We start from the raw sequence: 24607 nt of genomic DNA, 5'->3' as shown, positions 1-24607 counted from the left end.
CCCGCCGCGTGTCTTGCGCACAACTGGATACCTCTCCGCTCGGATTGCGGGGCCGGCGTGTGGGTGCACCCGATGAGTCACCCATGCGCTTGCCGGTTCAGTTGTCGTATCCCATGTCGTGTCTCCTTTTGGTCCTACGAGGAGTACACGTTCTCAGTTGCGTTCGAGTTCAATCGGGTGTGTCGCCAGCAGGGACAGCGGAAGCGGCTGGCGGCGCAGCACGTGCGCCCACAGATCGGGACGGCCGGTGCTGATCGGATCGGACGGCAACGCCGACACCACGATCCAGTCGTTGTTCTCCAGCTCGCCTTCCAGCTGGCCGAAGGTCCAGCCCGCGTAGCCCGCGAAGATCCGGATGCCCTCGACGAGCGGGCCGACCCGCTCGGGATCGGCGTCCAGGTCGACCAGGACGACGCGCCCGTCGATGCGGCGCAGTCCGGGGACGCCCTCGATCTGCGCGCCGACCCGGACGGTGCCCAGGCACAGCGCGGCATCCCGTTTCACGGGGCCGCCGATGAACAGTGTGCGCGGCGCCGCGGCCGCCTCCGTCCAGCGCGGCAGCACCTCGTGCACAGCCGTGTCGCTCGGGCGGTTGAGCACGACGCCGAGACTGCCCGCCTCGTTGTGCTCGATGATGTAGACGACGGTGCGCCGGAAGGTCGGCTCGACCAGTTCGGTGGCCGATACCAGCAGCGTTCCGGCACGAACCACCTGCTCGCCGTGCCGGGAATCGCGTCGTCTACGGTCGCCGTGCTCGCCGCGAGTCTTCCGATCGTCCGGGTCTTCTGCGCGTGCCACTCGGACATCATCGCAGCTGTTCGCCCACAATGCGCCTTCTGCGGCCGACTTCTGTCTTATCGATTTGCCGAGCCGGGCCGGGACCGATGCCGGACGGCGCGTCGCGCTACCGGGGCGACATCGTAGAGTCCAGGCCATGGAACCGCCCGAGGTGCGCCTCGAGAATAGCGACACCGTGTACGACTTCTACCGCGATCATCGCCAGAACCGCCTGAAGGCATGGGGGGCCTACGCCATTCTCGGCCGCCGCTACCATCCGCGCGTCACCTACGCCGGCGGCGCCCGCGAAGCGCTCCGTGCGGTGGTCAGGCAGGGCAGGCCGCTGCTGATCGCGATCAACCATCTCTCCGAGAACGACCCCTACACCGTGGCCGCGGCGGCGTGGCGCAGCGGCCTACGGCGGGTGATCGGCCGGGTGCGCGTACTGGCCAAGGACGAACTGTTCGTCGATCCCGATCAGCGGCGCAAGATCGACATGATGGGCGGCATCCCGGTGTTCCGCGGCAAGGACCACGGCATCCGCGCGGTGAACGCCGCGGGTCAGCGCATGATGGACGTCTGCGCGGAGCGGATGGCCCGCGGCGACGGCGTCGCGGTCTTCCCGGAGGGCACTTGCAACGACGTGGACCCGGCCCGGGTGCAGGCGGTCGGCAGCGGCATCGGGCACATCGCGTTCCGTGCGATGAAGCTCGGCGCCGAGCCCGTGCTGGTGTCCATGGCGCTGAGCTACGGACCGCGCCGGGACCCCGCGGTGCGGCCGACGAAGGAGGAGGTCAAGGGGGCCAGCTTCTACTTCAATGTCCCGGTGCTCGACCTGCCGACCCGGCCCGGCGACATCGCCCGGTTGGTGCGCACCGATCTGCAGGAGGCGCTCGACGGCGCCGTCGCGGCGTACTGAACGCCTACTGCGGCAGGTTGAGCCGGTCGCGCGCCCAATGCGGCACCATCGTGAGGTATTCGGGGCGGGTCTCGATGAAATGGTGGACCGTCCGGCACATGGGCAGCGCGCCGAGCTTGTCCTCGCGGGTGTTGTTCAGCGCGGTCTCCACCAGCAGTCGCGCATAGCCCTGGCCCTCGTACCGCGGGTAGATCTCGGTGTGCACGAACGCGCGCTCGGAGGCCGTGTCCTGGTATTCGGCGTAGCCGGCGATCGCACCGTCGACGTAGATCTCGAAACGTTCCAGTGCGGTGTTATTGCTGACCTCGGTCGACATGGCTCGACGCTACTCTGTGCGCCCGTGTCCGGGTAAATCACACACCGGACCGGGCGGAATCCCGCCACCGACTTGTCTGTCCCGCCGGGCCTGCGCAGAATGCTCTTGGTCGGGTCCGTCGTCGCACGCGATGGGCACGCCCGGGGAGGTACGGAAAATGTTGAGGACACTGCGTGTTTCGCGGGCCGCGGCCACCGTCGTCGCCGTGGGCCTGCTCGGGGGATCGATCGCCACCGGCGTTGCGAGCGCCGCGCCGGGAGTCGCGTTCGGCAAGTGTCCCGACGGGGCTGTGCCCGCCGATCGGGGCGTGCAGTGCGCCGTCGTCAGTGTTCCGATGAGCTACGCCGACCCGGACGGGACGAAGATCGAGCTGACCGTCAGCCGGATCGCCGCCACCGGCGAACGGCAGGGAGTCCTGTTCGCCAACCCTGGCGGACCCGGTGCGGACGCGCTGGACTATTGGGCGCGCCGGTTGAACGTGTTCCCCGCCGAACTCGCCGAGCGCTACGACCGGATCGCCGTCCAGCCGCGCGGACTGCGATGGGCGACACCGCTGGAATGCGGCGCGAGCGCGAAAAATGGTGAGGGGCAACAGGTATCGTTGGGCGGCGGCAACCGCGACGCCATCAAGAAGGCGTGCGACGCGGCGCAGCCCGGATATCTGGCCACCATCACCACCGAGAACACCGCGCGTGACATCGACGCCGTGCGCGCGGCGCTCGGGCTGGAACGGATCGGCTACCTCGGCACCTCCTACGGCACCTACCTCGGCGCGGTCTACGCCGCGTTGTTCGGCGACCGGGTGGACCGCATGATCCTGGATTCCAACGTCCACCCGGATTGGGTGTGGACCGAGGAATTCGCCCAACAGCAGGTCGCGGGGAAACAGCGCCTGGACGATCTGTTCACTTGGATCGCCGAACACGACGACGAATACCACCTCGGCGACACCGCCTTGCAGGTCTACCGCAACTGGGTCTGGCTGGCGGCCGCGCAAGGGGGCGGCTGGTACGCCAACCTGACCCCACCGCCCGCGAGTGTCGCAGACCTGCCCGGTGCGCTGCCCGAGCCGCTGGCCGAGATCGCGAGGGACGGCTACAACGGCAGCGTCGAGCAACTCGGCAAAGTGCAGAACCTGTTGCGCACTCTGGTGACCGGCGGTGTCTCCGCGCAAGTGCCGTTGCTGGGCGCGACCACCGTGGCCACCTACACCCGCACCTTCTGGCCGACCTTCGCCCGCGCGATGGCCGACGCGGCGGCCGATCCGGCGAACGTGCAGCGCCTGCGGGCCATCGAGGGCGCCACCTCGACCGACCCCACCGGGCGTTTCGTGTTCAGCGCGATCACCTGCAACGAGAATGCCGTGAGCGGCAGGCCGGAGTTGCTCGGCGCAGCGGTCGGCACCATAGCTTCCGGCGGCAACGCGATGGACGCGCGCGCCGACCTGGTGCGCTCCGGAATGGCCTGTGGGTCATGGAAGCCCGTGACGAAACCGGTGCCGATCACCGGTGCCGGCCTGCGCACCGCGCCGCTGGTGCTGCAGAGCCGCCACGACGCGCTGACCAAGTACGAAGGCGGCCCGGCCATGGCCGCGGCGCTGGGCGGTGCGCTGGTGGTCGTCGAGGGCGGTGACCACGGCACGTTCGGTCGCGGCAATCCCGCGGTGGACGAGGCCGTGCTCACCTATCTGCGCACCGGGAAGGTCGACATCACCCGAGCCGATCAGGCGCCACTGCCCGCGACTTGAGCGGGCGCACGGCATCGCGGCCCGAGTCGAGCCGTGTCCCCGGACCTGTGTGCCGCTGCGAGATGCGGCACACGCGCGTGGCTGGTCGGCGGTTCTTGGCCGGGCGGATTCGCGCAGCACGCGACCGGCACCTCCGTGCAGAGGTGCGAGTAGCAGGTCCGGATAACCGGCGTGTCGGGTCGGACGTTCGGCACTGCGGCTTGACGGCGTTCCTCTCGGCGGTCGCGCCGTGTGGTGCGGCCGGTCCGGCCGGGTCCGAGAATGTGGGGATGACACGAGCATCCGCCACGCGAGTGATCGTCGCTCCGGACAAGTTCAAGGGGTCGCTCACCGCGCCGGAAGTGGCGGCGGCACTGGCCGCGGGGTTGCGGCGTGCCGCGCCGGATGCCGAGGTCCGGCAGGTGCCGGTCGCAGACGGCGGTGACGGCACGGTCGAGGCGTTCCTCGCGGCCGGTTGGACGCGTGTGGAACTGACCGCTCCGGGACCTACCGGCGTGCCCACCCGTACGGCCTATGCTCGGCGCGGTGCGACCGCGGTCGTCGAACTGGCCGCGGTCGTCGGTCTCGCGACCCTGCCCGAGGGGCGGCTCGATCCGTTGCACGCGAGCACGTTCGGGCTCGGGGTCGTGCTGGCACACGCGATGGACCATGGGGTCGCAGAGATCACGCTCGGGCTGGGCGGCAGCGCGTCCACCGACGGCGGCGCGGGCATGCTGCAGGCACTCGGCGTGCGCGTCCTGGACGCCGAGGGCCGGGAACTGCCGCGCGGCGCGGCGGTGCTGACCCGGGCTGCACGGCTGGACTGCTCCGGCCTGCATTCCGGTGTGGCGAGCACGTCGTTCACGCTCGCTTGCGATGTCGACAATCCGCTGCTCGGGCCCACCGGCGCCGCCGCGGTCTACGCACCGCAGAAGGGAGCGGGCCCCGCCGAAGTCGAGGTTCTCGAATCCGCGCTCGCCACCTGGGCCGAACTCGTCGGATCCGGCTTCGCCCGGCAACCGGGCGCGGGCGCGGCGGGCGGGACCGGTTTCGGTGCGCTCGCCGTGCTGGGCGCGCGGGTGCGCAGCGGCATCGAGGTCGTTCTGGAACTGCTCGAGTTCCCCGATCTGCTCGCGGACGTCGCTTTGGTCATCACCGGTGAAGGCTCACTCGATCGACAGACTCTGCACGGCAAAGCCCCGGTCGGCGTGTGCGCGGCTGCCCGGAAGGCGAACGTCCCGGTGGTCGCTGTCGTCGGTCGCACGCTGCTCGAACCCGACGAGATCCGGGCCGCGGGCTTCGCGGATTGCCATGCGCTCGCCGATCTGGAACCCGACCCGGACCGTTCGATGGCCGAGGCGGCGATGCTGCTCGAACGCGTCGGCGCGCGGATCGCCGTCGAGCGATCGGTCTAACTCGCCGACGCCAGCAGTTTCGCGGCCAGTTCGTGCCGGTGCCGTTCGCCCCACTCCTCGAGCGGACGCAGCGCCACGGCCAGCTCCTTGCCCAGCGGGGTGAGCGAGTACTCGACTCGGGGCGGGACCTCGGGGTAGACCTCGCGATGCACCACGCCCGTCGACTCGAGCTGGCGCAGGTTCTCGGCGAGCACCTTCTCGCTGACCCCCTCGAGCATCCTGCGGATCTGGCCGAAGCGCTGGGGGCCGGTGCCGAGCACCCACATCAGGTGCAGTTTCCACTTGCCGCCGACAACGTCGATCGCGACCGTCATACCGCAAACATCGTGATCCGCGTCACTGTTCATGCCCATCGCGCTCCTTTGACCTCGATTCGAACCTCGAAGTAAGCAACCGCACCTCGACGTTCGGTCTTCCCGACTCTACCTGCGGGAACGACCATGGATCCCGGCGCCGACGCAAATCCGAACGAGAATCGAAGGAACACATCATGTCCGAGCAGACCCCCGCCCGCGCTGTCTCCGTCGTCGGCTTGGGGCCGATGGGTCAGGCGATGGTCCGGGCTTTCCTGGAAGCCGGCGTCGAGGTGACGGTGTGGAACCGCAGCCCCGAGAAGGTCGACGCCATGGTGGAACTCGGTGCGAAGCGCGCCGCCACCGTCGCCGACGCGCTCGACGCCAACGAGGTGACCGTGCTCAGCCTCACCCACTACGCGGCCATGTACGACGTGCTGGGCCAGGCGGCCGGTCATCTGAAGGGCAAGGTGATCGCGAATCTGTCCTCCGATTCGCCGGAGAAGGCGCGAAAGGGCGCGCAGTGGGTTCGCTCGCACGGCGCGGAGTTCATCTCCGGCGGCGTCATGTCGGCGGGGGACAACATCGTGCACCCGGCGTCCTACATCTTCTACAGCGGTCCTCGCGAGGTGTTCGACGCGCACGCCGAGCTGCTGCGCCCGCTGAGCCCGCAGGAGTACCTCGGCACGGACGACGGCTTGGCGCAGGTCTTCTACCAGGGGCTGCTGACCATCTTCCATCCGTGGTTGCTCGCCTTCGACCAGGCCACCGCCATGATCGACCGCTCCGGCCACGACATCGCCGCGTTCGTCCCGTTCGCGATTCGCTCGGCCGCCGCTTTTCCCTACTTCATGGAGGAGTTCTCGGTCGCCAACCAGAACGGCGGCTGGGCCTCCCTGGCCAGCCTGAAGATGATGGACGCGGGCGCGCAGCACATCATCGACGCGAGTGAGGAAGTCGGCGTGGACGCCATCCTCTCGCACACTGCCCAAGGCCTCTGGCGTAAAGCCATCGCTGCCAGCGAGAAGGCCGGCACCCCTGTCTCCACCTACGCCCTGCTCCGCGATCCCTCCTGATACCCCGACCTCGCAGAGTCGGTCGGTTCCTCGCCCAGCCGGGCGAGAAACCCGACCGACTCTGCGAGGTTTTTCGTGGCTTGATATGCAGCTATAAGGCTGCCTATAGTAAATGGGCAGCCTACCGGCTGCATGTTGGGAAGGTGGACGATGGACGAGGTGTTCCGGGCGTTGGCCGATCCGAGTCGGCGGCGGCTGCTCGACAGCCTGAATGCCCGCAACGGGCAGACGCTGCGGGAGTTGTGCGCCGGACTGGCGATGGCCCGCCAGTCGGTGAGCAAGCATCTCGCGATGCTGGAGGCGGCCAACCTCATCACGACCCGGCGCAGCGGCCGGGAGAAATTGCACTACCTCAATGCCGAGCCCATCAACGCCATCGCCGAACGCTGGATCAACCGGTACGACCGCGCGCGGGTCGGCATCCTCGCCGACCTGAAGAGAGCACTGGAGGAACAACCCATGGGCGACAACGCATTCGTCTACACGACCTACATCAAGACCACTCCCGAAAAGCTGTGGCAGGCGCTCACCGACCCGGTGTTCACCGATCGTTACTGGGGCACCGGCTTCGACACGGATTGGCGTCCGGGCTCGGTGATGGAGTGGCGGCAGCGGGGCTGGGCCCACAAGGACCCCGAGCAAGTGGTGCTCGAATCCGAGCCGTACCGCCGCCTGTCCTACACCTGGCACACGTTCGACCCCGCCTTGGCCGAGGCCTTCGAGCTGAACCCGGACGATGTCGCCGCGTGGGCGCGTGAGCCCCGTTCCAAGGTGGCGTTCGAGATAGAGCCCAAGGGCGAGGTCGTCAAGCTGACCGTCGTGCACGACGGCTTCGAACCGGGCAGTGCGGTCCTGGAAGCGATCCGCGGCGGCTGGCCGAGCATTTTGTCCAACCTCAAGACGTTGTTGGAGACGGGAGACGTTCTGTCGGAGCCGGAGACTGCCGCGCAGTCGCAGTAGGCCTCGTGCGTGGAGCGGCGATGCCGAAGCAATAGAGAGCAGTGCTCTTGACTCCGTGGCGCCCATCGTGGAACACTTCTCTCCATAGAGAGCAGTGCTCACAAAGAGGAGTAGTCATGGACCACAGCACCCGCTACATCGGCCCCGCCGGACTCGAGGCGTTCTTCAGCCGGATCTTCAATCTGCTGCCCAAGCTGGGCATCAGTGTCATGGGTTCGCGACTGCTCGCGGTGCGTGGGCGCAAGAGCGGCGAGTGGCGCACCACGATGGTCAACCTCATGGTGCGGGAGGACGGCGAGCGCTTCCTCGTCGCACCCCGTGGGCACACGCAGTGGGTGCGCAACCTTCGCGTGGCGGGCGGGGGCGAGCTGCGGCTCGGCCGCAAGGTCGAAGCGTTCACCGCCGCCGAGGTGGCCGATGCCGACAAGGTGCCCCTGCTGCGGCTCTACCTGCGGAAGTGGGGCTGGGAGGTCGGCAGATTCTTCGAGGGCGTGACCAAGGACGCCACCGACGAGGAACTCGCCGCCATCGCGCCCGGGTTTCCGGTATTCCAGCTGAAGTGAACTCAGGCCGAGCGGGCCAGGAATTCGATAGCGGCGGCGTAACCCTGTATGCCCATTCCCGCGACCACCGCGGTCGCGATCGGAGAGATGTAGGAGTGGTGCCGGAACTCTTCACGTGCGTGCACATTGCTGATGTGCACCTCGACGATGGGGAGTTCCGGAATCACCAGCGCGTCCCGTAGCGCCACCGAGGTGTGGGTCAGGCCGCCGGGATTGATCACGATGCCCGACTCCACGCCCCGCGCCTGATGGATCCGGTCGATGAGCGCGCCTTCGGAATTGGACTGGAAGGCGACGATCTCCCGATCGAACTTCGTCGCGGTCCGCTTGCACAACTCCACGACATCCTCCAGCGTCGCCGACCCGTAGACCTCCGGTTGCCGGATGCCGAGCATGTTCAGGTTCGGACCGTTCAGAACGAGGATCGGGCCCGGTGTCGCGTCAGCGGTCACAGCCATGCACGCAACACTAGACCCGACCGCCTACAGCCCCTGCGGACCTTCCGAGCGCAGGTCATCGACCTTGCGCATGGCTTCGCGCAATTCCTCCAGCCACGCCTCCGCGTGCTTGCCCGCCAGCTTCACCGTCCAGGCCAGCGCGTCGGCACGGGAACGGGCGACACCGGCGTCGACCAAGGTGTCGAGAACCTTGCGTTCCGGCTGGCGCAGCCGCGTCATCACGGGGACGGCCAAGTGGGTGAACAGGATGCGTTCCCCGTCCACCGAGACGCCCCAGGCCACATTGCGCCGATAGCGGTGCTGCGCTTCGTTCGCGATCTGCATGCGGGCAGGCCGGGTGGATTCGCGGAAGCGGGCTATCGCGCCCTCCTTGGTCGCGCGCGGTACCTCCCCTGTCGGGGCCGCGTTGTCGTCGTCGGCAGCGTCGGCAGCGTCGGCAGCGTCGGCAGGGTCGGCAGGGTCGTTGGTGGTGTCCGGTTTCTCCGGTCGCGGGATCGGCAGCTCACCGATGACGACGATCTCGTCGCGATCCACCTCGATCACCGGCGGACCGGTGAACCACTCACTGGGCAACCTCCCGGCGAACCAGTCGGGAACGTCCGAGGGGTCCGGCAGGTCGGCTTGCTGCCAACCGCCTGTCCGTCCGAAACCCCGGCCGCGGTGTGCGTTTCTCATGACGGTTCACCTACTTACTGTGGTGTGGTGCTTTCAGTGATTACAAGATTACTGCGCAAACAGGCCAAAGAGTTCCGCTCTGTGCGAACCCCGGATCCGGTTGCTTCGCTCTGCACCGTTTGGGGTATTTATTGATTCGAAACGTCCAGTCCGGGGGTAACCGCGCGACTTTTCCGGAAGGCCGGTACGGTAACGGCGCCGGTTGCCCCCGACCGGCTGGACGATGATCATGAAAGACCTCCCGAGGTGCGAGATCTCGGGGCACAATTGGGATGCTGAGCATGGGTAACGTCCGCGCTACGGAGGCATCGCGGTCTGGTCTTTTTCGGGTACGGTGGTCTTGTTACTGGAGTGACAAGAGTGAAGAGTGGGCGACATGGACGTGTGGGGATCCCGCCGCTTTCGTGTTCGCGGCGCAATGGCACTCATGGGGGTGGCGGCGCTCGCGCTCGGGATCGGGTCGTGCGGGATACACGAGAAGCAGAATGAAGCCGAAGCGGTCGTGGAGCGCTTCACGGATCTGCTCGACGATCAGGACTACACCAAAGCGGCGGACCTGACGTCGTACCCCACTGCGGCTTCGGCAACCTTGAAGCAAATGTTCAACGGGCTTCAGGGCGGCAAGGTCGACTACCGCAAGACCCAGTTCATCGGGCTGGACGCGGAGTCGGGGATCTTCAGCATGGACGTCGAGTGGAGCTTCGGCGAGCGCAAGAACTGGAACTACAGCGTGCAGGGCAATGTCCGCAAGCTGGCCATCGGCTGGCGGGTCTCCTGGGAGCCCGCGGTAGTGATGCCGCAGCTCGCGCACAACCGGAGCGTGCGGCTGGTGCGCACCTATCCGACGCCGGCGCCGCGGGTCAACGACATCGCCGGTGAGCCGTTGATGACCGAGCAGATCATCAATGTCGTCAAGCTCGATCCCACCAAGATGCCCGATCCGGTCGCGTCGACCAACGCGCTGGCCGAGGCCATCGAACCGGTCGCGCCGCTGATCACCGGGCCGTCGCTGATGCAGCAGCTGGCCACCTCGCAGGGCAAGCCGGTCGTCGCGGTGAACCTGCGCGAGGGTGACTTCGCGATCCTGGAACCGCGGATGGCTCCGATCCCCGGTGTGGTGATGGAGAAGCAGCCTCGGTTGATCTCCGCCGACCGCCGGGTCTGGTCGCCGATGCTGGACGCGTTGCGCAAGGTGCAGCAGGAGAGCCAGGAGGCGCATTCCGGGTGGGGCGTCCAGCTGTTCGAGCAGGACGGGCGCTTCATCACCCAGCTCGCCGGTCAGCAGGGTCCGCCCGGACCGGACATCGCGGGCACGATGGACCAGCGCTTGCAACGCGCCGCCGAGGACGCGGTGGTCAGTGTGGGCACGCCCGCCTCGATCGTGGCGATCCAGCCGTCCAGCGGGGCGGTGGTGGCGGTCGCGCAGAACAGCCAGGCCAGCGAGCACGGCCCGGTGGCGTTCACCGGGCTGTACCCGGTGGGCGGCAATATGGAGCTGTTCCGCGCCGTCGCGGCGTCGGCGAAGGGCAAGGCGCCGCAGGACATCCCCGTACAGGACGCGGCCGAGGCGGCGACCGCGCTGGGCGTCGGCATCGACTTCAAGGTGCCGGGCCTCGATGAGGTGACCGGACGCCTGGCCATCGCGGGACGCAGCGCCGAGCAGGTACTCCAGGGCGGTGGTTCGGACGCGGTGCTGGCCAGTCCCTTCGGTATGGCCATCGCCGCGGCGACGATCGTGCGCGGTACGGTGCCGCCGCCGATGATCGAGGCCGGACGGCTCAGCGCCACCGACGCCCGGCTCGAGCCGCTGCCGCAGCAGACCGCCGACCGGCTGCGTGCCATGCTGCGCGACGCCACGAACGCGCCCGAGCTGGCGAGCGTGCGGCGCTACCGGGACGTGGACGCCTTCGCCGCGACCGCGGGCGGCGATGGATGGCTGATCGGGTCGATGGGCGATCTGGTCTTCGCGATCCACATCAACGATGTGGACAGCAAGGACGCGACCCCGCGGATGGCGGCCAGGATGCTGCAGGCGCTGGCTACTCCGGAACCGTGATCACCGCACGGCTTTGTACACCGCGCGCCAGCCGAGCAGGAACACGGCGAGCACCACACCGGCCACCAGCACGAAGCTGACCGCCGTGCCCTGACCGCTCACCACGCGCAGCAGCATGCCCCCGGCCAGGGTGCAGGCCCAGACCACGACGCCCGTCGGCCACAGCGCGGTGGCGTCGAATCGTGCGGCGGCATCGGAGGCGCGTGACCCGAGCGCCGCGGCGACGACCCAGCCCGCGGCGAGCCCGGCCGCGAACGGCCACAGGGTGCGCAGCAAGCCCGCGAGCACCGCTTCGTCGTGGCTGCGCCTGCCGATCGCGCAGAAGACGACGACGAGCAGCGCATCCGCGACGAAGGGCAGCAGTTTCCTCACGCGAGCCAGCGTAACGGGGTAGCTGCGGACCAGGTCGCGCCCCCGGCGCGCGGCGAACGGTCACAGCCGCCGCTGCTCGAATTCCTTCTCGAACTCCGCGTCGTCGGCCTGCCGTGTGCGGAACATGAACAAGAAGACGATCCAGCCGACGACAGCGACCAGGATGAAGCTCACCATCCGATAGACGAACGCCGCGGCGACCGCCTGCGCCGCGGGCAGGCCCGCGGCGGCGGTGAGACCGTAGATCAGCGTCGCGTCGACATAGACGATGCCGCCGGGCGCGAAGGGGATGGACCCCACCGCCTTGCCGACGGCGAACGCGAGCAGCAGACCGGCGACGCGCGGATCGGCGCCGACCGCGTAGCAGGCCGCGCCGAGACAGGCCACGTCGGCGAAGCGGTGGACCAGCGCCCACAGCGCGACCAAGACGCCGTCGCGCTTACCGAGCTGCACCGATTCCAGCTGATCGAGCACGTCGGCGATCTTGTTCGCGCCGTGGTCGGGTGGGCGTTTGCGCAGCCGGTTGGCCAGCGCGAGCAGTTGGCGCAGCAGCGCCGCCAGCGAACCGGGATTGCGTGAGACGTAATTGCCTGCCCACACCAGCGCGACGACGGCGGCAGGCGCGAGGATCAGCTGCAGCGGGCCGACTCGCCCGCCCGCCAGCAGCGTGCCGCCGACACCGAGCAGCGCCAGCCCCACCGCGGCGACCACGCCGGAGAACACCAGCTGCCAGGAGGCGACGATCGGACTCGCGCCCCAGCGCCTGGTCTGCCGATAGGTGAACGCGGTGGAGAACACCTGACCAGCGGGCAGGGTCACCGACATCGCCGTCGCACCGTAGACCACCGCGACGGATTTTCGCTGACTGACCGCGACGCCGCCCGCGTTGAGCAGTTGTTTCTGCACCCTGGCGAATCCGCTCATGGACAATGCCTGTAGCCAGATCGCGGCCGCCACCCAGCCCCAGTGGATTTCGGTGAGTTTGCGCCAGGATTCGTGCAGGCGCGGCCAGAGATACACGCCCTCGGCGATCAGCAGGGCCAGCAGGGCGGCGCCGAGCACCCATTTCAGCCAGCGAAATTTGCCACGGCGGGAACCCGCCGTGGGCGGCGGCGCAGGATCTCCTGCCAGTTCCCCGTCGGCCGTCACGCGGTCAGCCTAACGAACGCGCCGTTTCGACATCGGTATCGCCGGGCGCGTCGGCCCGTTCTCGTGGCCAGGCCAAGAGCGTTTTCCTGCGCCTGCCGCGCAGCTGTACCTCGTCGCCGGTTTCCCACTGGTCCTGCTCGCTTTCCTCGGCGAAATACAGCGCGCTGCCCGAGGCCAGCGTCCGGCCGGGACGTTCTTTGGCCAGTTCGGTGAGCCGGGACGCCTCGTTGACGGGATCTCCGATCACGGTGTATTCGAATCGATTGGCCGCGCCGATGTTTCCCGCGACGGCCAAACCGGCCGAAACGCCGATCCCGATGTCGAGTCCGGGCACTTCCCGAAGGGTTTCACGCAATTCGCGCGCTGCGGCGAGCGCTGCGGTCGGCGCGTCCGGGCGGTCCAGCGGCGCGCCGAAGATGGCCAGCGCCGCGTCGCCGACGAATTTGTTGACGAAGCCGTGATGGCGGTCGATGACGTCGACCACGATGCGGAAGAACTCGTTGAGCAGGCTCACCACCTCGGTGGGCGGGCGCTCGGCCGCGGTGGCGGTGGAGCCGACCATGTCGACGAACAGCACCGCCACGAACCGCGTCTCACCGCCGAGTTCGGTGCCATAGTCCAGCGCCCGCTGCGCCACCTCCTCGCCGACGTGCTGACCGAACAACTCCTGCAGCTGGCGGCGCTTGGCGGCCTCCTCCATCATCCGGTTGAAGCCGACTTGCAGCAGACCGATCTCGCTGCCGTCGAAGACTTCGACCTGCACGTCGCGTGCCCCGGCCTGGACCCGGTCGATGGCTTGGCTGAGCTGGCGCACCGGATCGGAGATGCTCGATCCGGTGAGCATGGACAGCGCGAGGGCCTGCATGATCACCACGCCGCACAGCAACAGGATGGAGATGGCCAGCGACTGCGCGGAGAACTTCACGTCCGAGGAGATCTGGGTGACGCACAGCAGCACGATGGCGATGGTGGGGGCGAAGGTGCCCATGCCCCAGGTCATCGCCATCCTGGTGCCGACGCCCGGGGTGAGGGTGTGATCGAAGGTGCCTTCGGTCAGCGCCTGCGCCGCGACCGGGCGCAGGATGCGCTCGCCCAGCATGTAGGTGAAGCCGAACACGATGGTCGCGGCCATGCACTCGGTGACGATGACCGCACCGGCCAGCGCGGGAGTGTCCCTGATGATCAGCGCGGCCAGCACGGCTCCGCCGATCAGCCACAGCGCGAGATGCAGGATCGCCTGGCGCAGCGGTGCGTGCAGCGCGGCCATCTGCTCCTGGCGACTGGGAGGTCCGCCGCGCATCTGCCAGCGCATGACCGGGCGCAGCATCAGCGCGGACGCGGCCATGCTGAGCAGGCCGCCCGCCACGAAGACGACGCCCGGGATGAGCAGGCCGGTGCGCCTGGCACCGGAGGGCTCGCCCTCGGGAACGGGTAACCCGTATTGGATGAACGCCCACACCAGAACCGCGCCGAAAGCGTTCGCCAGCAGCATCGATGTCAGGTACAGCGGCCAGCGCGTTCGCATGGTCTGTTTGACCGCTTCCAAGGGCGCCGACACGAGGACCAATCTAGCGTTTCGCTCCCACAGCCAGTGCGGGCGCTGGCGGCCGACGCTGCGGCGCCGATCGCGGACAGGGGTCGGCCGAGCCCGTTAGGCTCACGGAGGTGACCGACCCGAAGTCAAGTCCAGACCGGAAAATCACGCTGTCACGGCCTGCCGCGGACACGGTGCACCCGGTCGTCCGGGTATCGGCGGAGTGGGGCTGGCGGCTGCTGGTGTTGTTCGCCCTGGCGATCGCGATCACGGCGATCGTGCAGAAACTGGCGACCGTGGTCATCCCACTGGCGATCGCGCTGCTGGCGGCGGCTCTGCTGGCGCCGCTGGTGGACTGGATCCAGCGAATGGGCGTGCCGCGCGCGGTCGGTGTCTTCGTGGCGCTGGTCGGTTCGATCGGTGTGGTCGCGGGCATCATGACCTTCGTCGTCGAACAGTTCGTCGCCGGTGTGCCGCAGCTGACCGACAAGTTCACCGACAGCATCCATCAGATCCAGGATTGGCTGATCAACGGCAGGCTGCATCTGAGCAACGAGCAGATCCGCAACGCCGGCGACGCCATCGTCAAGGCCATCCAGTCCAATCAGGACAGCCTGACCAGCGGGGCGCTGACCACCGCGACCGTGATCGGCGAACTGCTGACGGGCGCGTTCCTGACGCTGTTCATCCTCATCTTCTTCCTCTACGGCGGCGACCAGATCTGGGCGTTCGTCACCAGGATCGTGCCCAGCGACCACCGTGAGCGGGTGCGCACCGCCGGGCGGCTCGGGTTCGGCACCCTGGTCGGTTTCGTCCGCGCGACGGTCGTGGTCGCCGCCGTGGACGCCATCGGCATCGGAGCCGGGCTGGCCATTCTCGGTGTTCCCTTGGCGCTTCCGCTGGCCTCGCTGGTGTTCATCGGCGCGTTCATCCCGATCATCGGCGCGTTTCTGGCCGGGTTCATCGCGGTGTTCATCGCGCTGGTGACCAAAGGCCTCGTCACCGCCTTGATCGTGCTGGGCATCATCATCGCGGTGATGCAGCTCGAGGGCCATGTGCTGCAACCGTTGCTGCTCGGGCGGGCGGTCAGCATCCATCCGCTCGCCGTGGTGCTGGCGATCACGGCGGGCGTGGTGCTCGGCGGGATCGCGGGCGGTCTGCTCGCGGTGCCGTTCGTCGCGGTGATGAACACCGCGATCCGGTCGTTGCTGGAAGGTCCCGAGGAGTTGTACGAGGAACTGCAGACCGGTGACGAGCATCGCGGGCTGTATTCGGCCGATCCGGATCGAGCCGATCCCGGCCGGTTCGACGTGGCCGCCACACTGCTGGAGGCGACCAAGAAGCGGGCGGTGGAGCGGAAAGCGGCGCAGCAGAAGGCGGAATCCGATGACGGCGCGCAAGCCGACGACGGCACGGCGAAGGACTGAGCTGCGCTCGGCCGACGTGGCGACCACCCCGCTGTGGCGGGCCGCGCAGGCGCTGCGCCTGGTCACGCTGCTGTACGCGGTGGGCCAGCAGGTCGCCTCGGTGCCGTACTACACCAACCAGCGGTTGAGCTGGGTGCTCATCGCGCTGATGGCGGTGTGGTCGGGCGCCTCGGCGATCATGCTGTCGCAGTGGAGCGTCCCCGAGGTGGCCCGACTGCGCACGTGGGTGGTGATCGGCGACCACGTGGTCGTGATCGGGTTGATGGCCGCGACGCGCTTGGTCGCCGACTACGGCTGGTACCACGGACATCAGACGCTGCCGACCACGCTGTGGGCCACCAACGCCGTGATCGGCGCGGCGATCCTGCGCGGACCGTTCGCGGGTGTGCTGTCGGGAGCCCTGATCGCCGCGGTGTCGCTGACGGTGCGCGATCAGTGGGGTGAGGACGTGTGGACGGATGCGACGGTGCCGGTGCTGGTCTCGGTGGGCCTCGCGCTCGGCCTGGCCGCCAACACCGCGCGGCGTGCCCAAGACCAGCTGGAGCAGGCGGTGCGCTTGACCGCGGCGGCCGAAGAGCGCGAACGACTGTCCCGCGAGGTGCACGACGGGGTGTTGCAGGTGCTCAGCTACATCAAGCGCCGCGGCAGCGAGATCGGGGGCCCCACCGAGGAGTTGGCCCTGCGAGCCGGCGAGCAGGAGGTGGCGCTGCGCGTGCTGATCACCGAGCAGGCCGATCACGGGGACGCGGGCGGAGCCGAGGTCGACCTGCGGCCGCTGCTGACCGCGCAATCCACTCCCACGGTGTCGGTGTCCACGCCGGGCGACCCGGTACGGATCGGCCGCTGGGTGGCGAACGAGATCGCCTCGGCCGTGGCCACGGCGCTGTCCAATGTGGAATCGCACGCCGGGCCGGATGCTCGAGCCTATGTCCTACTGGAGGATACCGGCGACGAACTGGTGATCAGCGTGCGCGACGACGGCGTCGGCATCCCGCCGGGCCGGCTGGCCGAGGCCGAAGCCGAGGGACGGATGGGAGTTTCCCGGTCGATCGTCGGGCGGATCGCGGCTCTCGGCGGCAGCGCGGACCTGCTCACCGAGATCGACGGCGGCGTCGGATTCGGCACCGAATGGGAATTCCGGGTGCCGAGATGAGAGACGGGAGGCGGGGATGACGGACCAGGCGGCAGAGCCGATTTCGGTGATGGTGGTGGACGACCACCCGATGTGGCGGGACGGAGTCTCCCGCGATCTCACCGAGGCCGGGTTCCAGGTGACGGCGACGGCCGACGGTGTCGGCGCGGCGGCCAGGCGGGCGGCGGCGGTGCGCCCGGACGTGGTGCTGATGGACATGCAACTGCCCGACGGTAACGGGGCGCAGGCCACCGCCGAGGTGCTGCGGGTGTCGCCGCGGAGCCGGGTGCTGGTGCTCTCGGCGTCGGCCGAACGCGACGACGTGCTCGACGCGATCAAAGCGGGCGCATCGGGCTACCTGGTCAAGAGCGCGTCGGCGGCCGAGCTGGTCGACGCCGTGCGCGCCACCGCCTCCGGTCAAGCGGTGTTCACACCGGGGCTGGCGGGACTGGTGCTCGGCGAATACCGGCGGATGGCGACCGCGCCCACACGGCCCGACGAGCCACACCGGCCCGCGCTCACCGAGCGCGAGACCGAGGTACTCCGGATGGTGGCGAAGGGCCTGTCGGCCAAACAGATCGCTGCGCGGCTGGGACTCAGTCATCGCACGGTGGAGAACCATGTGCAGGCGACGCTGCGCAAACTGCAGCTGGCCAATCGGGTCGAGTTGACTCGCTACGCCATCGAACAGGGGCTCGAGTAGTCCCGGCGGATGGTCCCGAATCAGGGATCGCCCTGATGCGGCCCCGCGCGCGGGCTCGGTAACCTCGATCGCATGGGCGGGCCCGAATCGGTATCCAATGCGGTCGGCTCCGGCGGCGCGGTGGGCGACCGGGAACTGCGCGTGTCGGATGCCGAGCGCGAACATGTCGGTCAGCTGTTGCAGCGCGCGGTCGGCCTCGGCATGCTCTCGCTCGGTGAGTTCACCGAGCGGATGGACACCGCGCTGGCCGCCAAGACGCGCGGGGAACTGAACGCCGTGCTGATCGATCTGCCCGGTGTCCGTCTGGTCGGGCAGCCCGCGGCGCCGTCGTCGACGTTCGTGAACTCCTCGCCCGCCTTCGCCGGGCGGGCCCATCCGGCGCCGGGCTCGAACTCCGCGGGCAACGTGATCCGTTCGCGCATGGCCGGGGTGAACCGCCGTGGTCCGTGGCAGGTGCCGCCCACGCTGTACCTGAACAACTGGATGTCCGGCGTCACATTGGATTTCACCGAGGCGATCATGTCGACCCAGGTCGTGGAGGTGCGTGTCGACGACTTCTGCGGTTCGGTCACCCTGATCGTGCCCGCGGAGGCCACCGTCGACTTGAACGGGCTGGAGCTGATCGGTTCCAGCGTGAACAACAAGGTCCGCACCGGCCCGCCGCTCGGCCCGCTGCATCTGGTGGTGCACGGCAAGATGCGATTCGGATCGGTTACGGCGAAGCACCCGTTCATCGCGCAGTGGCGCAAGTTGATGGGGCGCTGAGCCGACCGGGTCAGTCCGCCGCAGGGGCCATGGCGTCGGGTGGTCGGTGTAGCCCACGTACATCCGGTGGCGTCGCGCACCGGGTTCCGCGGCGCCCCCGTGCGGAACCGTTCCACCAGATCGGATCGGCAAGGAAGATCTCGGCCCCAGCGAGATCAAATCCGCGCCGCCGCCGAACTGGTTTGGAGTAGCCGTAGCGTCGGCCGAAAAATCGGGCGGATACGCCGTGGGTGCTGGGTGCCCCATCAACGGATTACACCAAACCTGTTGTTTCCCGCGCTGCACTACCGGAACCCCTGGATGACGGAGCAATGAGTCAAATTTGACTATAGGTCAAATTTGACTAAGCTTGTGCCGTGATTCCTACTGATGTCACTTGGTTCAGCACGCCGTTCCTCGCCGCCCTCGCCCCACTCGATGAAGCCGCTGTGGTGGCCGATGCCGCAGGTATCGTCGACGAACAACGACACACCGCCGTGGACAAACCGGCCCTCGACATTCTCTGGTTTACCGCCCTGTCGGTCGCCGCCTATCGGTGCTTGCGGCACCGCAACACCCAGCAAGAAGCGATCGAGCAGTTCCGCGCGGCATTCCTCGGCCCGTTCTACGACTGGATCCGCCGCGATACCGAGACCGCGCTCGACGCCTCGGGCAATCCGCTCGATGTGCTGCGCGAAGGTTCCAAACAGCGCGAACGTGACTTCTTCGGCGGCGCCTTCCGCTTCGACCATCCCCAGGACGACGCGAACGGCTACATAGCGGTCGTCCGAAAGTGCTACTACCAGCAGATCTTGATCGCCACCGACGCCGCGGAACTATTGCCGACGTTCTGCGATTTCGACACGTCCTGGATGGACGCCGCTTCCGAGGAGCGTCACGGCATCCGGGTCGAGCGCCCGACGACCTTCGGGTATGGCGGCCCCTCCTGCTGGTTCGTGATGACCAAACTCGCCGACACCGTCCGATCATGAGTGCCGCTACCCGGATTCTCGTGCTCGGCCTGCTTGCGCAGGGACCCAAGCACGGATACGAGATCCGGCGCTGGTTGGAGTCCAGCCACGCCGAGCGGTGGACCGATGTCAAACGCGGTTCGGTGTATCACGCGCTGGCCAGTCTCGAGCGTGCCGGCACGGCAGAGGTGGTCGAGACGCCCGAGTCTGTCCGCGACTCGACAGCCCGCAAGGTCTACCGCATCACCGCCGCCGGCCGGGCGGAGTTGACCGATCTGCTCAGGGTGGGCTGGGGGCGGATCCGCGGCAGCTACCCGCGTGACCTCTATACGATGCTTACTTTCGCCGAGCCGCTCCCACGTGACGAACTGCTCGGTCTTCGTGACCGACTCCGGTCCGAACTCGAAGTGTGGTCCACCGCCACCGACGCCAAAAGCGGCCTCGCCGAAGCCGACCTCATCGCCCTGCTGCTGACGAACGGCCGCGCCCATCTCGAGGCCGACCTGGCGCTGATCGACCAACTTCTCGCGCGGTAGCTGCGCCTTACCCCGGCTTGCCTGCCACCGTCCTCGGGGAGGGGGACGCACATGCGCGAGATGGTAGAACTTGACACAGATGTGAGATTCAAGGGGAACGTGAAAGGCCGGATGGCGGATGCGTATCGGGGAACTCGCGGAGCGCACCGGCGTGAGTGAGCGGTCGCTGCGCTACTACGAGCAGCAAGGCATACTGGCGTCCGATCGCACGCCCGGCGGTCATCGCGACTATCCGGAGCGGGCGGTGGACCGGGTCATCCACATTCAGGAACTGCTCGCGGCGGGGCTCACCAGCAAAAAGATCGCGCGGATCCTGCCCTGCATGCGCGATACGGACGGTGGTCCCAACGAGCACGCCACTCCCGCGCTGGTCGCCGAGTTGCGGACCGAGCGGGAGCGGATCACCCGTACCATCGATGATCTCCTGCGCTCGCGGGAGGTGCTGGACGAGGTGATCGAGCGAGCCGGGGAACGGTCGGTGAGCTAGGTGTTGACCCCGATCCGGCGGGCGAACGCGCGTAGGGGCACCTTCCGGTCGTGGTCGAGCAGTTCGGACACGATATGGCGGGGCAGCGTCTGGTACTTCAGCCAATCCGCGCCGCCCACCCGCTCCGCGGTCAGCAAGGCGTCCAGCGCGCGCTGGTGCCTGCCGGTGCGGGTCAGCGCGACCGCCGTGTCGGCCAGGTGCCGTGCCCGGGACGCCTGCGGGAGACTGCCGTTGGCAGGCATGTCCTTGGCGGCGGCCAGCGCCTCCGGGTAGCGCTCGGAGGAGACGTTGACATCGACGGTCTGCATGACGACCTGCGAAGGGCCGAAATAGGTCTCGTAGTCCTGCCGATCCTGGCCGATCCGCACCGCGACCTCGCTCGCGGCCTCCACCAGCGACAACGCTTCGTGTACGTCCTGCGCCCGGCCCGCCGCGGTCGCACCCTGCAACACCAGCGATCCGTAAGCGGACAGGTGCGTAGGCGTGACCTCGCCGGAGGGCTCCAGGGTCGCCGCCGCGTTCAGCGCGACGCCGCGCGACTCGTCGTAGCGGCCCTGCACCAGCAGCTGCCAGGCAACCGAACCGCGGATGGTGGCCAGCAGCAGCGGGTCGTTGCCCAGCTCGGCGGCGGAGAGCGCCTGCCGGATCGCCAGGAACGCCGGATCGGTCTGGCCGAGATGTACCAGCGTGCATCCGGTTACCCAATACATCCTGGCCAGCAACTCGTTGGCGGGCGCTACCGAACCGTTGCGGGCGGCGTGCACGGTGGCACGCAGCTGGGTCAATCCGGGCGGCAGGATCGAGGTCAGCAGTTCGTAACGGCCCGACCAGTAAGCGCCCCAGGCGTAGTCGACCGCCCTGCGCCCGTCGTCGAGGCTGACCGCCGCCTCCTCTTCGGTCTCGCCGAGCAGGTCGTCGACCGGTGTCAAAGCTCGGCGGATAGCGACGATGCCCGCGTCCGGGTTGGCGGACGGCACGCCCTGGCGCTTGCCGATCAGGTCGGCGATGTCCACGTCCAGGGCCCGCGCGATCTTCTGCAAGCTGGCGATGGACGCGGTCTGGCGACCGCCCTGCTCGAGTTTGCGCACCAGATCCACGCTCACTCCCGCCTGGTCGGCGAGCTGGCGCTGGGTCAGCGCCTTGCCGCGGAACTGGCGGATCCGAACTCCGATCGACGATTCGTCCATACCCAAGTCCTTTTGTTAAATCTGGGTTTCAGAGTACGACGCTATGTTATCTGGGACCACCGAAGTGGGACATTGCGTACGACTCGTCGGCTCCGAGTTGGAATACCGTTGCCTTTCTGCAACTTTGACTGCAAAGGGCGGCGGCGATGAAAATCATGCCGAATACCACCGTGCAGGCCGGGCGTGCCGATCGCGCGTGCCGGCCCGCCGCACAGACCACGCGACCGGCGCGCCACAGCACATTTCGATCGGTACGCCACGTCAGCGCCCTACCGGCGAACGCCAGAACGCGGATGCGCGAACAGCACGGGCCGCTACCCCGAAAGTCCCTCGTCACCATCGGATTCGACGTCATCGATCGGGGGTAGGCGAATGTTCGAGGGCTGTCATTCTCCGCATGAAGTCGCGCGTCTGCTGCGGCATAGGTACGGGCTGCCGGTTCAGCTTCTCGCCGGACGCCCGACCATCACCACCGGCTCCATTATCGGGGCTATCGTCATGCCGCCGGAATTGGGCCGGAAGGTCTTGGCCCAGTTGAACCGTAACCACGCCGCACCGGTGATCGCCGACCCGGGCGAGCGCACGTGGACCTTTCTCGTCGCGCCGCCGAGCCCCGCTCGGCCGGTCGAGGTCCCGGTCCGGCGCTGCCTCGCCGGACACGGGGTCACCGTGGTGCCCGGCGGTCGTATCGTCCTGCTGCCCAGTTCCGACTCGGCCCTCGGCTGGCACTGGGCGGGCGAACCCGCGTCGGGCGTCTTGCGCATGCCGCCTCGCTCGGCGGTGATCGATGCCGTGCACGAGGTCATCGGCTTGCGCGCCCACTGACCATCGGGCGCGACCGGCCCGCACTCGACTGCCCGGGTGCGGGTCGGTCGGGCGGGGTACCCGCACGGTACGAGTAGAACTCGGCTGTCTACAGGGGTTACTACTCATGCTCGCGCGCTTCGCGGCGACGAGCATGAAGTCATGACTACCTCTATCGATCCGGCGCTGCTCGCCCGGCTCTCCAGCGAGTTCACCACGCTGGGGACGCAGCTGGGCGTGCTCGGGCGGGACCTGCGGTTGCTGCGCGAGCAAATCGCCGCGGATTCGGCGGGTGCCGAGGTGGAGTCCGGCTCAGCCGCAACGGAAGCGCCCCTGACCGGGTCGATGCCGGGCGCTGGGGCTCCGAAGGGCTCGGTACCGGGCGGGACCGGTGACCGGATGCCCGGGGGAACGGCATCCGATGCGCCCGGTCGTCCAGTTGCGGGTGGGTCGTCGAGTGCGATGGAAGCCTCCGCGAGCGGTGGATTCGCGGGATCAGAGCCCGCGCCCGCAGCGGTACCGCCGATGATCCCGCCTTGGCCCGGTCATTCGCCGACAGCCGGTATGCCGGTTCCGCCGCCGCAACCCGCGTACGCACCACGTTTCGCACCGCCGCCTGGCAGCGCTTCCGGCGGAGGAGCTCCGTGGCCGCAGAACGCACCGTGGCCGATGCCGGGAGCTGTGCCGCCGCGTCCGCCCGTCCCGCCGCGTGCCCAACCGCGAGTGCCGCACACTCCGTGGTGGCAGCGTGACGGGGTGATCAGCCGGATCCTGGCGCTGGCTGGTGTCGCGGTGACGTTGATCGGCGTCGCGATGCTCCTGGTGTTGGCCGCTCAGGCGGGTTTCTTCGGGCCGGTGCCGAGAGTGGTCGCCGGAGCGGTGTTCTCGGCGGCGCTGGTGGGTGCGGGCGTGCGGGTCTTCGGGCGGACCGGCGGACGAGTCGGCGCTATCGCGCTGGCCGCCACCGGCATCGCGGGCGCTTATCTCGACGTGGTGGCGGTGACCGCCCTTTATCACTGGCTGCATCCGGTGCTCGGGCTCGCGGTCGCGTTCGGCGTCGCGGCCTGCGGCGTCGCCCTGGCGATGCAGTGGCGGTCACAGCCGTTGGCGGTGCTGGTGGTGCTGGCCGCCGCGGTGCTGTCACCGGTGTTGACCACTCGGCTGGTGCTGCTGGCGTTCTTGATCGTGTTGCAACTGGCCTGCGTGCCGGTGCAATGGACGCGAGATTGGCCGTACCTGCACGTGGCGCGGACATTGCCCGCCGTACTGGCGACGTTCGTGTTCGTCGCGGGCGCGGCCGTGGGAACTCCTACGGCGCAGGAACGCACCTGGCTGCTCGTGGCCGCGGCGGCGGTCGCGCTGGTCGGGCTGGCCGGGACGATCGTCGTCGTCCGTCGTCGGCCCGCCGATCTCACCGCCTCGCTGACGATGGCGGCGGCGCTGGTGCCGGTGCTGATCGCCCCGGGGATGTACGAGCAACGGCTCGTTTCGGTTGTGGTGGCCTCGTCCGCCGCCGCGCTGCTATTGCTCGTCGCCGCGGTGAGCACGGTACCGAAACTGGACGCGCACGTGCGCATTCCGGGACATACCGCGCTCGTCGCGGCCGTGGCGGGATCGATCGCCTTGCTCGAGGCGTGCGTCGGCGCGACCGAGCCCCGGACACTGCCCACGGCGCTGCTCGTGGTGGCGCTGGGCTTCCTCGCCGTGGCGGGCCAGCGGATGTCCCGCCCGGCGGCGGGCATCGGCGCGGCGTTCGCGGTGCTCGGCGGCTTCGGGTTGCTGAATATCGCGGGACCGGAAGTGCTTGCCTCGCAGCATCGCTCGGAGGCGAATCTGGGTGTGGCGACGGTGCTCGGCGCGGTACTCGCCCTCGGGGTGGTCGCGGTCGCGCTGTGGAGCGCGCGGCGGTTGCGCGGCTCGGCGACGGGCAATGAGTGGCAATGGATTACCGCGAGCGTCGCCGGGCTCTACGCGGTGACCGCGGTGACGGTCTCCATCGGCGTCGCGGCCGGGACCCCGAACGGGTTCCTCGTCGGCCACAGCGCCGCGACCATCCTGTGGATGGCAGGCGCGACCGGCGCTCTGCTGTTCGGCCTGCGCAAGCTCGCCGCCGCACCCGCTGTCGCCAAACTCGCCTTGGGCTCCGGATTGCCGGTCACGGCAGCGGCTCTGGCCAAGCTGTTCCTTTTCGACCTGGCCACCCTGGACGGCCTGGTCCGCGTCGCCGCCTTCCTCATCGTCGGCATCCTGCTGCTGTTGGCCGGTACCCGCTACGCCCGCGCCTTCGCCGATGCGGGAACGCAGCGGCAACCCTGACCACGGGACCG

The 24607-nt window shown here is 68.6% G+C and carries 24 protein-coding genes and 1 pseudogene; 16 read left to right on the top strand and 9 right to left on the bottom strand.

The window, feature by feature from the left end; translation table 11 throughout:
- Positions 1 to 153: 153 nt before the first annotated feature.
- Entirely contained in the window at positions 154 to 798 is a 645-nt protein-coding gene (locus M8859_RS16000) for a YqgE/AlgH family protein (protein ID WP_195069742.1), read from the bottom strand.
- Positions 799 to 934: 136 nt separating this feature from the next.
- Here M8859_RS16000 and M8859_RS15995 point away from each other — a divergent pair, with 136 nt between their 5' ends.
- On the top strand, positions 935 to 1696 hold the full coding sequence (locus tag M8859_RS15995; RefSeq protein ID WP_159923301.1) for a lysophospholipid acyltransferase family protein: 762 nt from the start codon (positions 935 to 937) through the stop codon (positions 1694 to 1696).
- Between the two features lie 4 nt (positions 1697 to 1700).
- On the opposite strand, the gene M8859_RS15990 is transcribed toward M8859_RS15995, so the two are convergent.
- Positions 1701 to 2012: a GNAT family N-acetyltransferase gene (locus M8859_RS15990; RefSeq protein ID WP_159923299.1), complete on the bottom strand. Its 312-nt coding sequence runs from the start codon at positions 2010 to 2012 to the stop codon at positions 1701 to 1703.
- 157 nt (positions 2013 to 2169) lie between these two features.
- Between M8859_RS15990 and M8859_RS15985 the strand changes: the two genes are divergently transcribed.
- Together M8859_RS15985 and M8859_RS15980 are read left to right on the top strand one after the other, a co-directional pair.
- Positions 2170 to 3759, top strand: coding sequence for an alpha/beta fold hydrolase (locus tag M8859_RS15985; RefSeq protein ID WP_249644468.1), 1590 nt, complete (start codon positions 2170 to 2172; stop codon positions 3757 to 3759).
- A 269-nt stretch (positions 3760 to 4028) separates the two neighbouring features.
- A complete protein-coding gene (locus M8859_RS15980; RefSeq protein WP_195069741.1) occupies positions 4029 to 5153 on the top strand; it encodes a glycerate kinase in 1125 nt (374 codons plus the stop codon).
- Here M8859_RS15980 and M8859_RS15975 read toward each other — a convergent pair.
- Entirely contained in the window at positions 5150 to 5506 is a 357-nt protein-coding gene (locus M8859_RS15975; protein WP_195069740.1) for a winged helix-turn-helix transcriptional regulator, read from the bottom strand. The genes M8859_RS15980 and M8859_RS15975 overlap by 4 nt on opposite strands.
- 107 nt (positions 5507 to 5613) lie before the next feature.
- Here M8859_RS15975 and M8859_RS15970 point away from each other — a divergent pair.
- The 3 genes and pseudogenes from M8859_RS15970 to M8859_RS15960 all read left to right on the top strand — a co-directional run.
- Positions 5614 to 6522 (top strand): annotated as a pseudogene (locus M8859_RS15970) (NAD(P)-dependent oxidoreductase); the annotation flags it as partial.
- Positions 6523 to 6672: 150 nt separating this feature from the next.
- Entirely contained in the window at positions 6673 to 7482 is an 810-nt protein-coding gene (locus M8859_RS15965) for an ArsR/SmtB family transcription factor (RefSeq protein WP_195069738.1), read from the top strand.
- A 116-nt stretch (positions 7483 to 7598) separates the two neighbouring features.
- On the top strand, positions 7599 to 8045 hold the full coding sequence (locus M8859_RS15960; protein ID WP_159923287.1) for a nitroreductase family deazaflavin-dependent oxidoreductase: 447 nt from the start codon (positions 7599 to 7601) through the stop codon (positions 8043 to 8045).
- 2 nt (positions 8046 to 8047) lie between these two features.
- Here M8859_RS15960 and aroQ read toward each other — a convergent pair whose 3' ends face one another.
- Both aroQ and abmR read right to left on the bottom strand, forming a co-directional pair.
- Positions 8048 to 8503, bottom strand: a complete 456-nt coding sequence (gene aroQ / locus M8859_RS15955) for a type II 3-dehydroquinate dehydratase (RefSeq protein WP_159923285.1) — start codon at positions 8501 to 8503, stop codon at positions 8048 to 8050.
- Between the two features lie 24 nt (positions 8504 to 8527).
- Complete coding sequence (gene abmR / locus M8859_RS15950; protein ID WP_249644467.1) at positions 8528 to 9178, bottom strand: ATP-binding transcription factor AbmR; 651 nt, start codon at positions 9176 to 9178, stop codon at positions 8528 to 8530.
- Between the two features lie 418 nt (positions 9179 to 9596).
- On the opposite strand from abmR, the gene M8859_RS15945 reads away from it, so the two are divergent.
- A complete protein-coding gene (locus tag M8859_RS15945; RefSeq protein ID WP_159923590.1) occupies positions 9597 to 11234 on the top strand; it encodes an NTF2-like N-terminal transpeptidase domain-containing protein in 1638 nt (545 codons plus the stop codon).
- Here M8859_RS15945 and M8859_RS15940 read toward each other — a convergent pair whose 3' ends face one another.
- From M8859_RS15940 to M8859_RS15930, 3 genes are read right to left on the bottom strand one after another with little or no spacing between them, the layout of a single operon-like run.
- On the bottom strand, positions 11235 to 11606 hold the full coding sequence (locus tag M8859_RS15940; RefSeq protein ID WP_159923281.1) for a DUF3054 domain-containing protein: 372 nt from the start codon (positions 11604 to 11606) through the stop codon (positions 11235 to 11237).
- A 60-nt stretch (positions 11607 to 11666) separates the two neighbouring features.
- On the bottom strand, positions 11667 to 12755 hold the full coding sequence (locus M8859_RS15935) for a lysylphosphatidylglycerol synthase transmembrane domain-containing protein (RefSeq protein WP_159923279.1): 1089 nt from the start codon (positions 12753 to 12755) through the stop codon (positions 11667 to 11669).
- A 4-nt stretch (positions 12756 to 12759) separates the two neighbouring features.
- Positions 12760 to 14280, bottom strand: a complete 1521-nt coding sequence (locus tag M8859_RS15930) for an adenylate/guanylate cyclase domain-containing protein (protein WP_195069778.1) — start codon at positions 14278 to 14280, stop codon at positions 12760 to 12762.
- Positions 14281 to 14420: 140 nt separating this feature from the next.
- Between M8859_RS15930 and M8859_RS15925 the strand changes: the two genes are divergently transcribed.
- The 7 genes from M8859_RS15925 to M8859_RS15895 all read left to right on the top strand — a co-directional run bounded on the left by M8859_RS15925 (position 14421) and on the right by M8859_RS15895 (position 20289).
- Complete coding sequence (locus M8859_RS15925) at positions 14421 to 15716, top strand: AI-2E family transporter (RefSeq protein ID WP_372492913.1); 1296 nt, start codon at positions 14421 to 14423, stop codon at positions 15714 to 15716.
- Positions 15676 to 16869: a MacS family sensor histidine kinase gene (macS, locus tag M8859_RS15920; protein WP_249644466.1), complete on the top strand. Its 1194-nt coding sequence runs from the start codon at positions 15676 to 15678 to the stop codon at positions 16867 to 16869. The genes M8859_RS15925 and macS overlap by 41 nt, the downstream gene beginning before the upstream one ends.
- Positions 16870 to 16885: 16 nt before the next feature.
- Positions 16886 to 17551: a response regulator gene (locus M8859_RS15915; RefSeq protein ID WP_159923273.1), complete on the top strand. Its 666-nt coding sequence runs from the start codon at positions 16886 to 16888 to the stop codon at positions 17549 to 17551.
- Positions 17552 to 17623: 72 nt separating this feature from the next.
- Positions 17624 to 18316, top strand: coding sequence for a DUF1707 SHOCT-like domain-containing protein (locus M8859_RS15910; RefSeq protein ID WP_283779728.1), 693 nt, complete (start codon positions 17624 to 17626; stop codon positions 18314 to 18316).
- Positions 18317 to 18672: 356 nt separating this feature from the next.
- Positions 18673 to 19287: an L-2-amino-thiazoline-4-carboxylic acid hydrolase gene (locus tag M8859_RS15905; RefSeq protein ID WP_249644465.1), complete on the top strand. Its 615-nt coding sequence runs from the start codon at positions 18673 to 18675 to the stop codon at positions 19285 to 19287.
- Positions 19284 to 19802 (top strand): PadR family transcriptional regulator, encoded by a 519-nt coding sequence (locus tag M8859_RS15900; RefSeq protein ID WP_195069734.1) that lies wholly within the window; start codon positions 19284 to 19286, stop codon positions 19800 to 19802. Before M8859_RS15905 ends, M8859_RS15900 begins: the two co-directional genes overlap by 4 nt.
- A 118-nt stretch (positions 19803 to 19920) precedes the next feature.
- Positions 19921 to 20289, top strand: a complete 369-nt coding sequence (locus M8859_RS15895; protein WP_159923267.1) for a MerR family transcriptional regulator — start codon at positions 19921 to 19923, stop codon at positions 20287 to 20289.
- Here the strand turns inward: M8859_RS15895 and M8859_RS15890 are convergent.
- Complete coding sequence (locus tag M8859_RS15890; protein ID WP_159923265.1) at positions 20286 to 21476, bottom strand: helix-turn-helix domain-containing protein; 1191 nt, start codon at positions 21474 to 21476, stop codon at positions 20286 to 20288. The two genes, M8859_RS15895 and M8859_RS15890, sit on opposite strands and share 4 nt — an antisense overlap.
- A 498-nt stretch (positions 21477 to 21974) precedes the next feature.
- On the opposite strand from M8859_RS15890, the gene M8859_RS15885 reads away from it, so the two are divergent.
- On the top strand, positions 21975 to 22301 hold the full coding sequence (locus M8859_RS15885; protein WP_236565401.1) for a hypothetical protein: 327 nt from the start codon (positions 21975 to 21977) through the stop codon (positions 22299 to 22301).
- A 141-nt stretch (positions 22302 to 22442) separates the two neighbouring features.
- A complete protein-coding gene (locus tag M8859_RS15880) occupies positions 22443 to 24596 on the top strand; it encodes a DUF2339 domain-containing protein (RefSeq protein WP_236565400.1) in 2154 nt (717 codons plus the stop codon).
- Positions 24597 to 24607: the final 11 nt, after the last annotated feature.

Source organism: Nocardia sputi (assembly GCF_023501985.1).
This window is presented reverse-complemented; position numbering and strand designations above follow the sequence as displayed.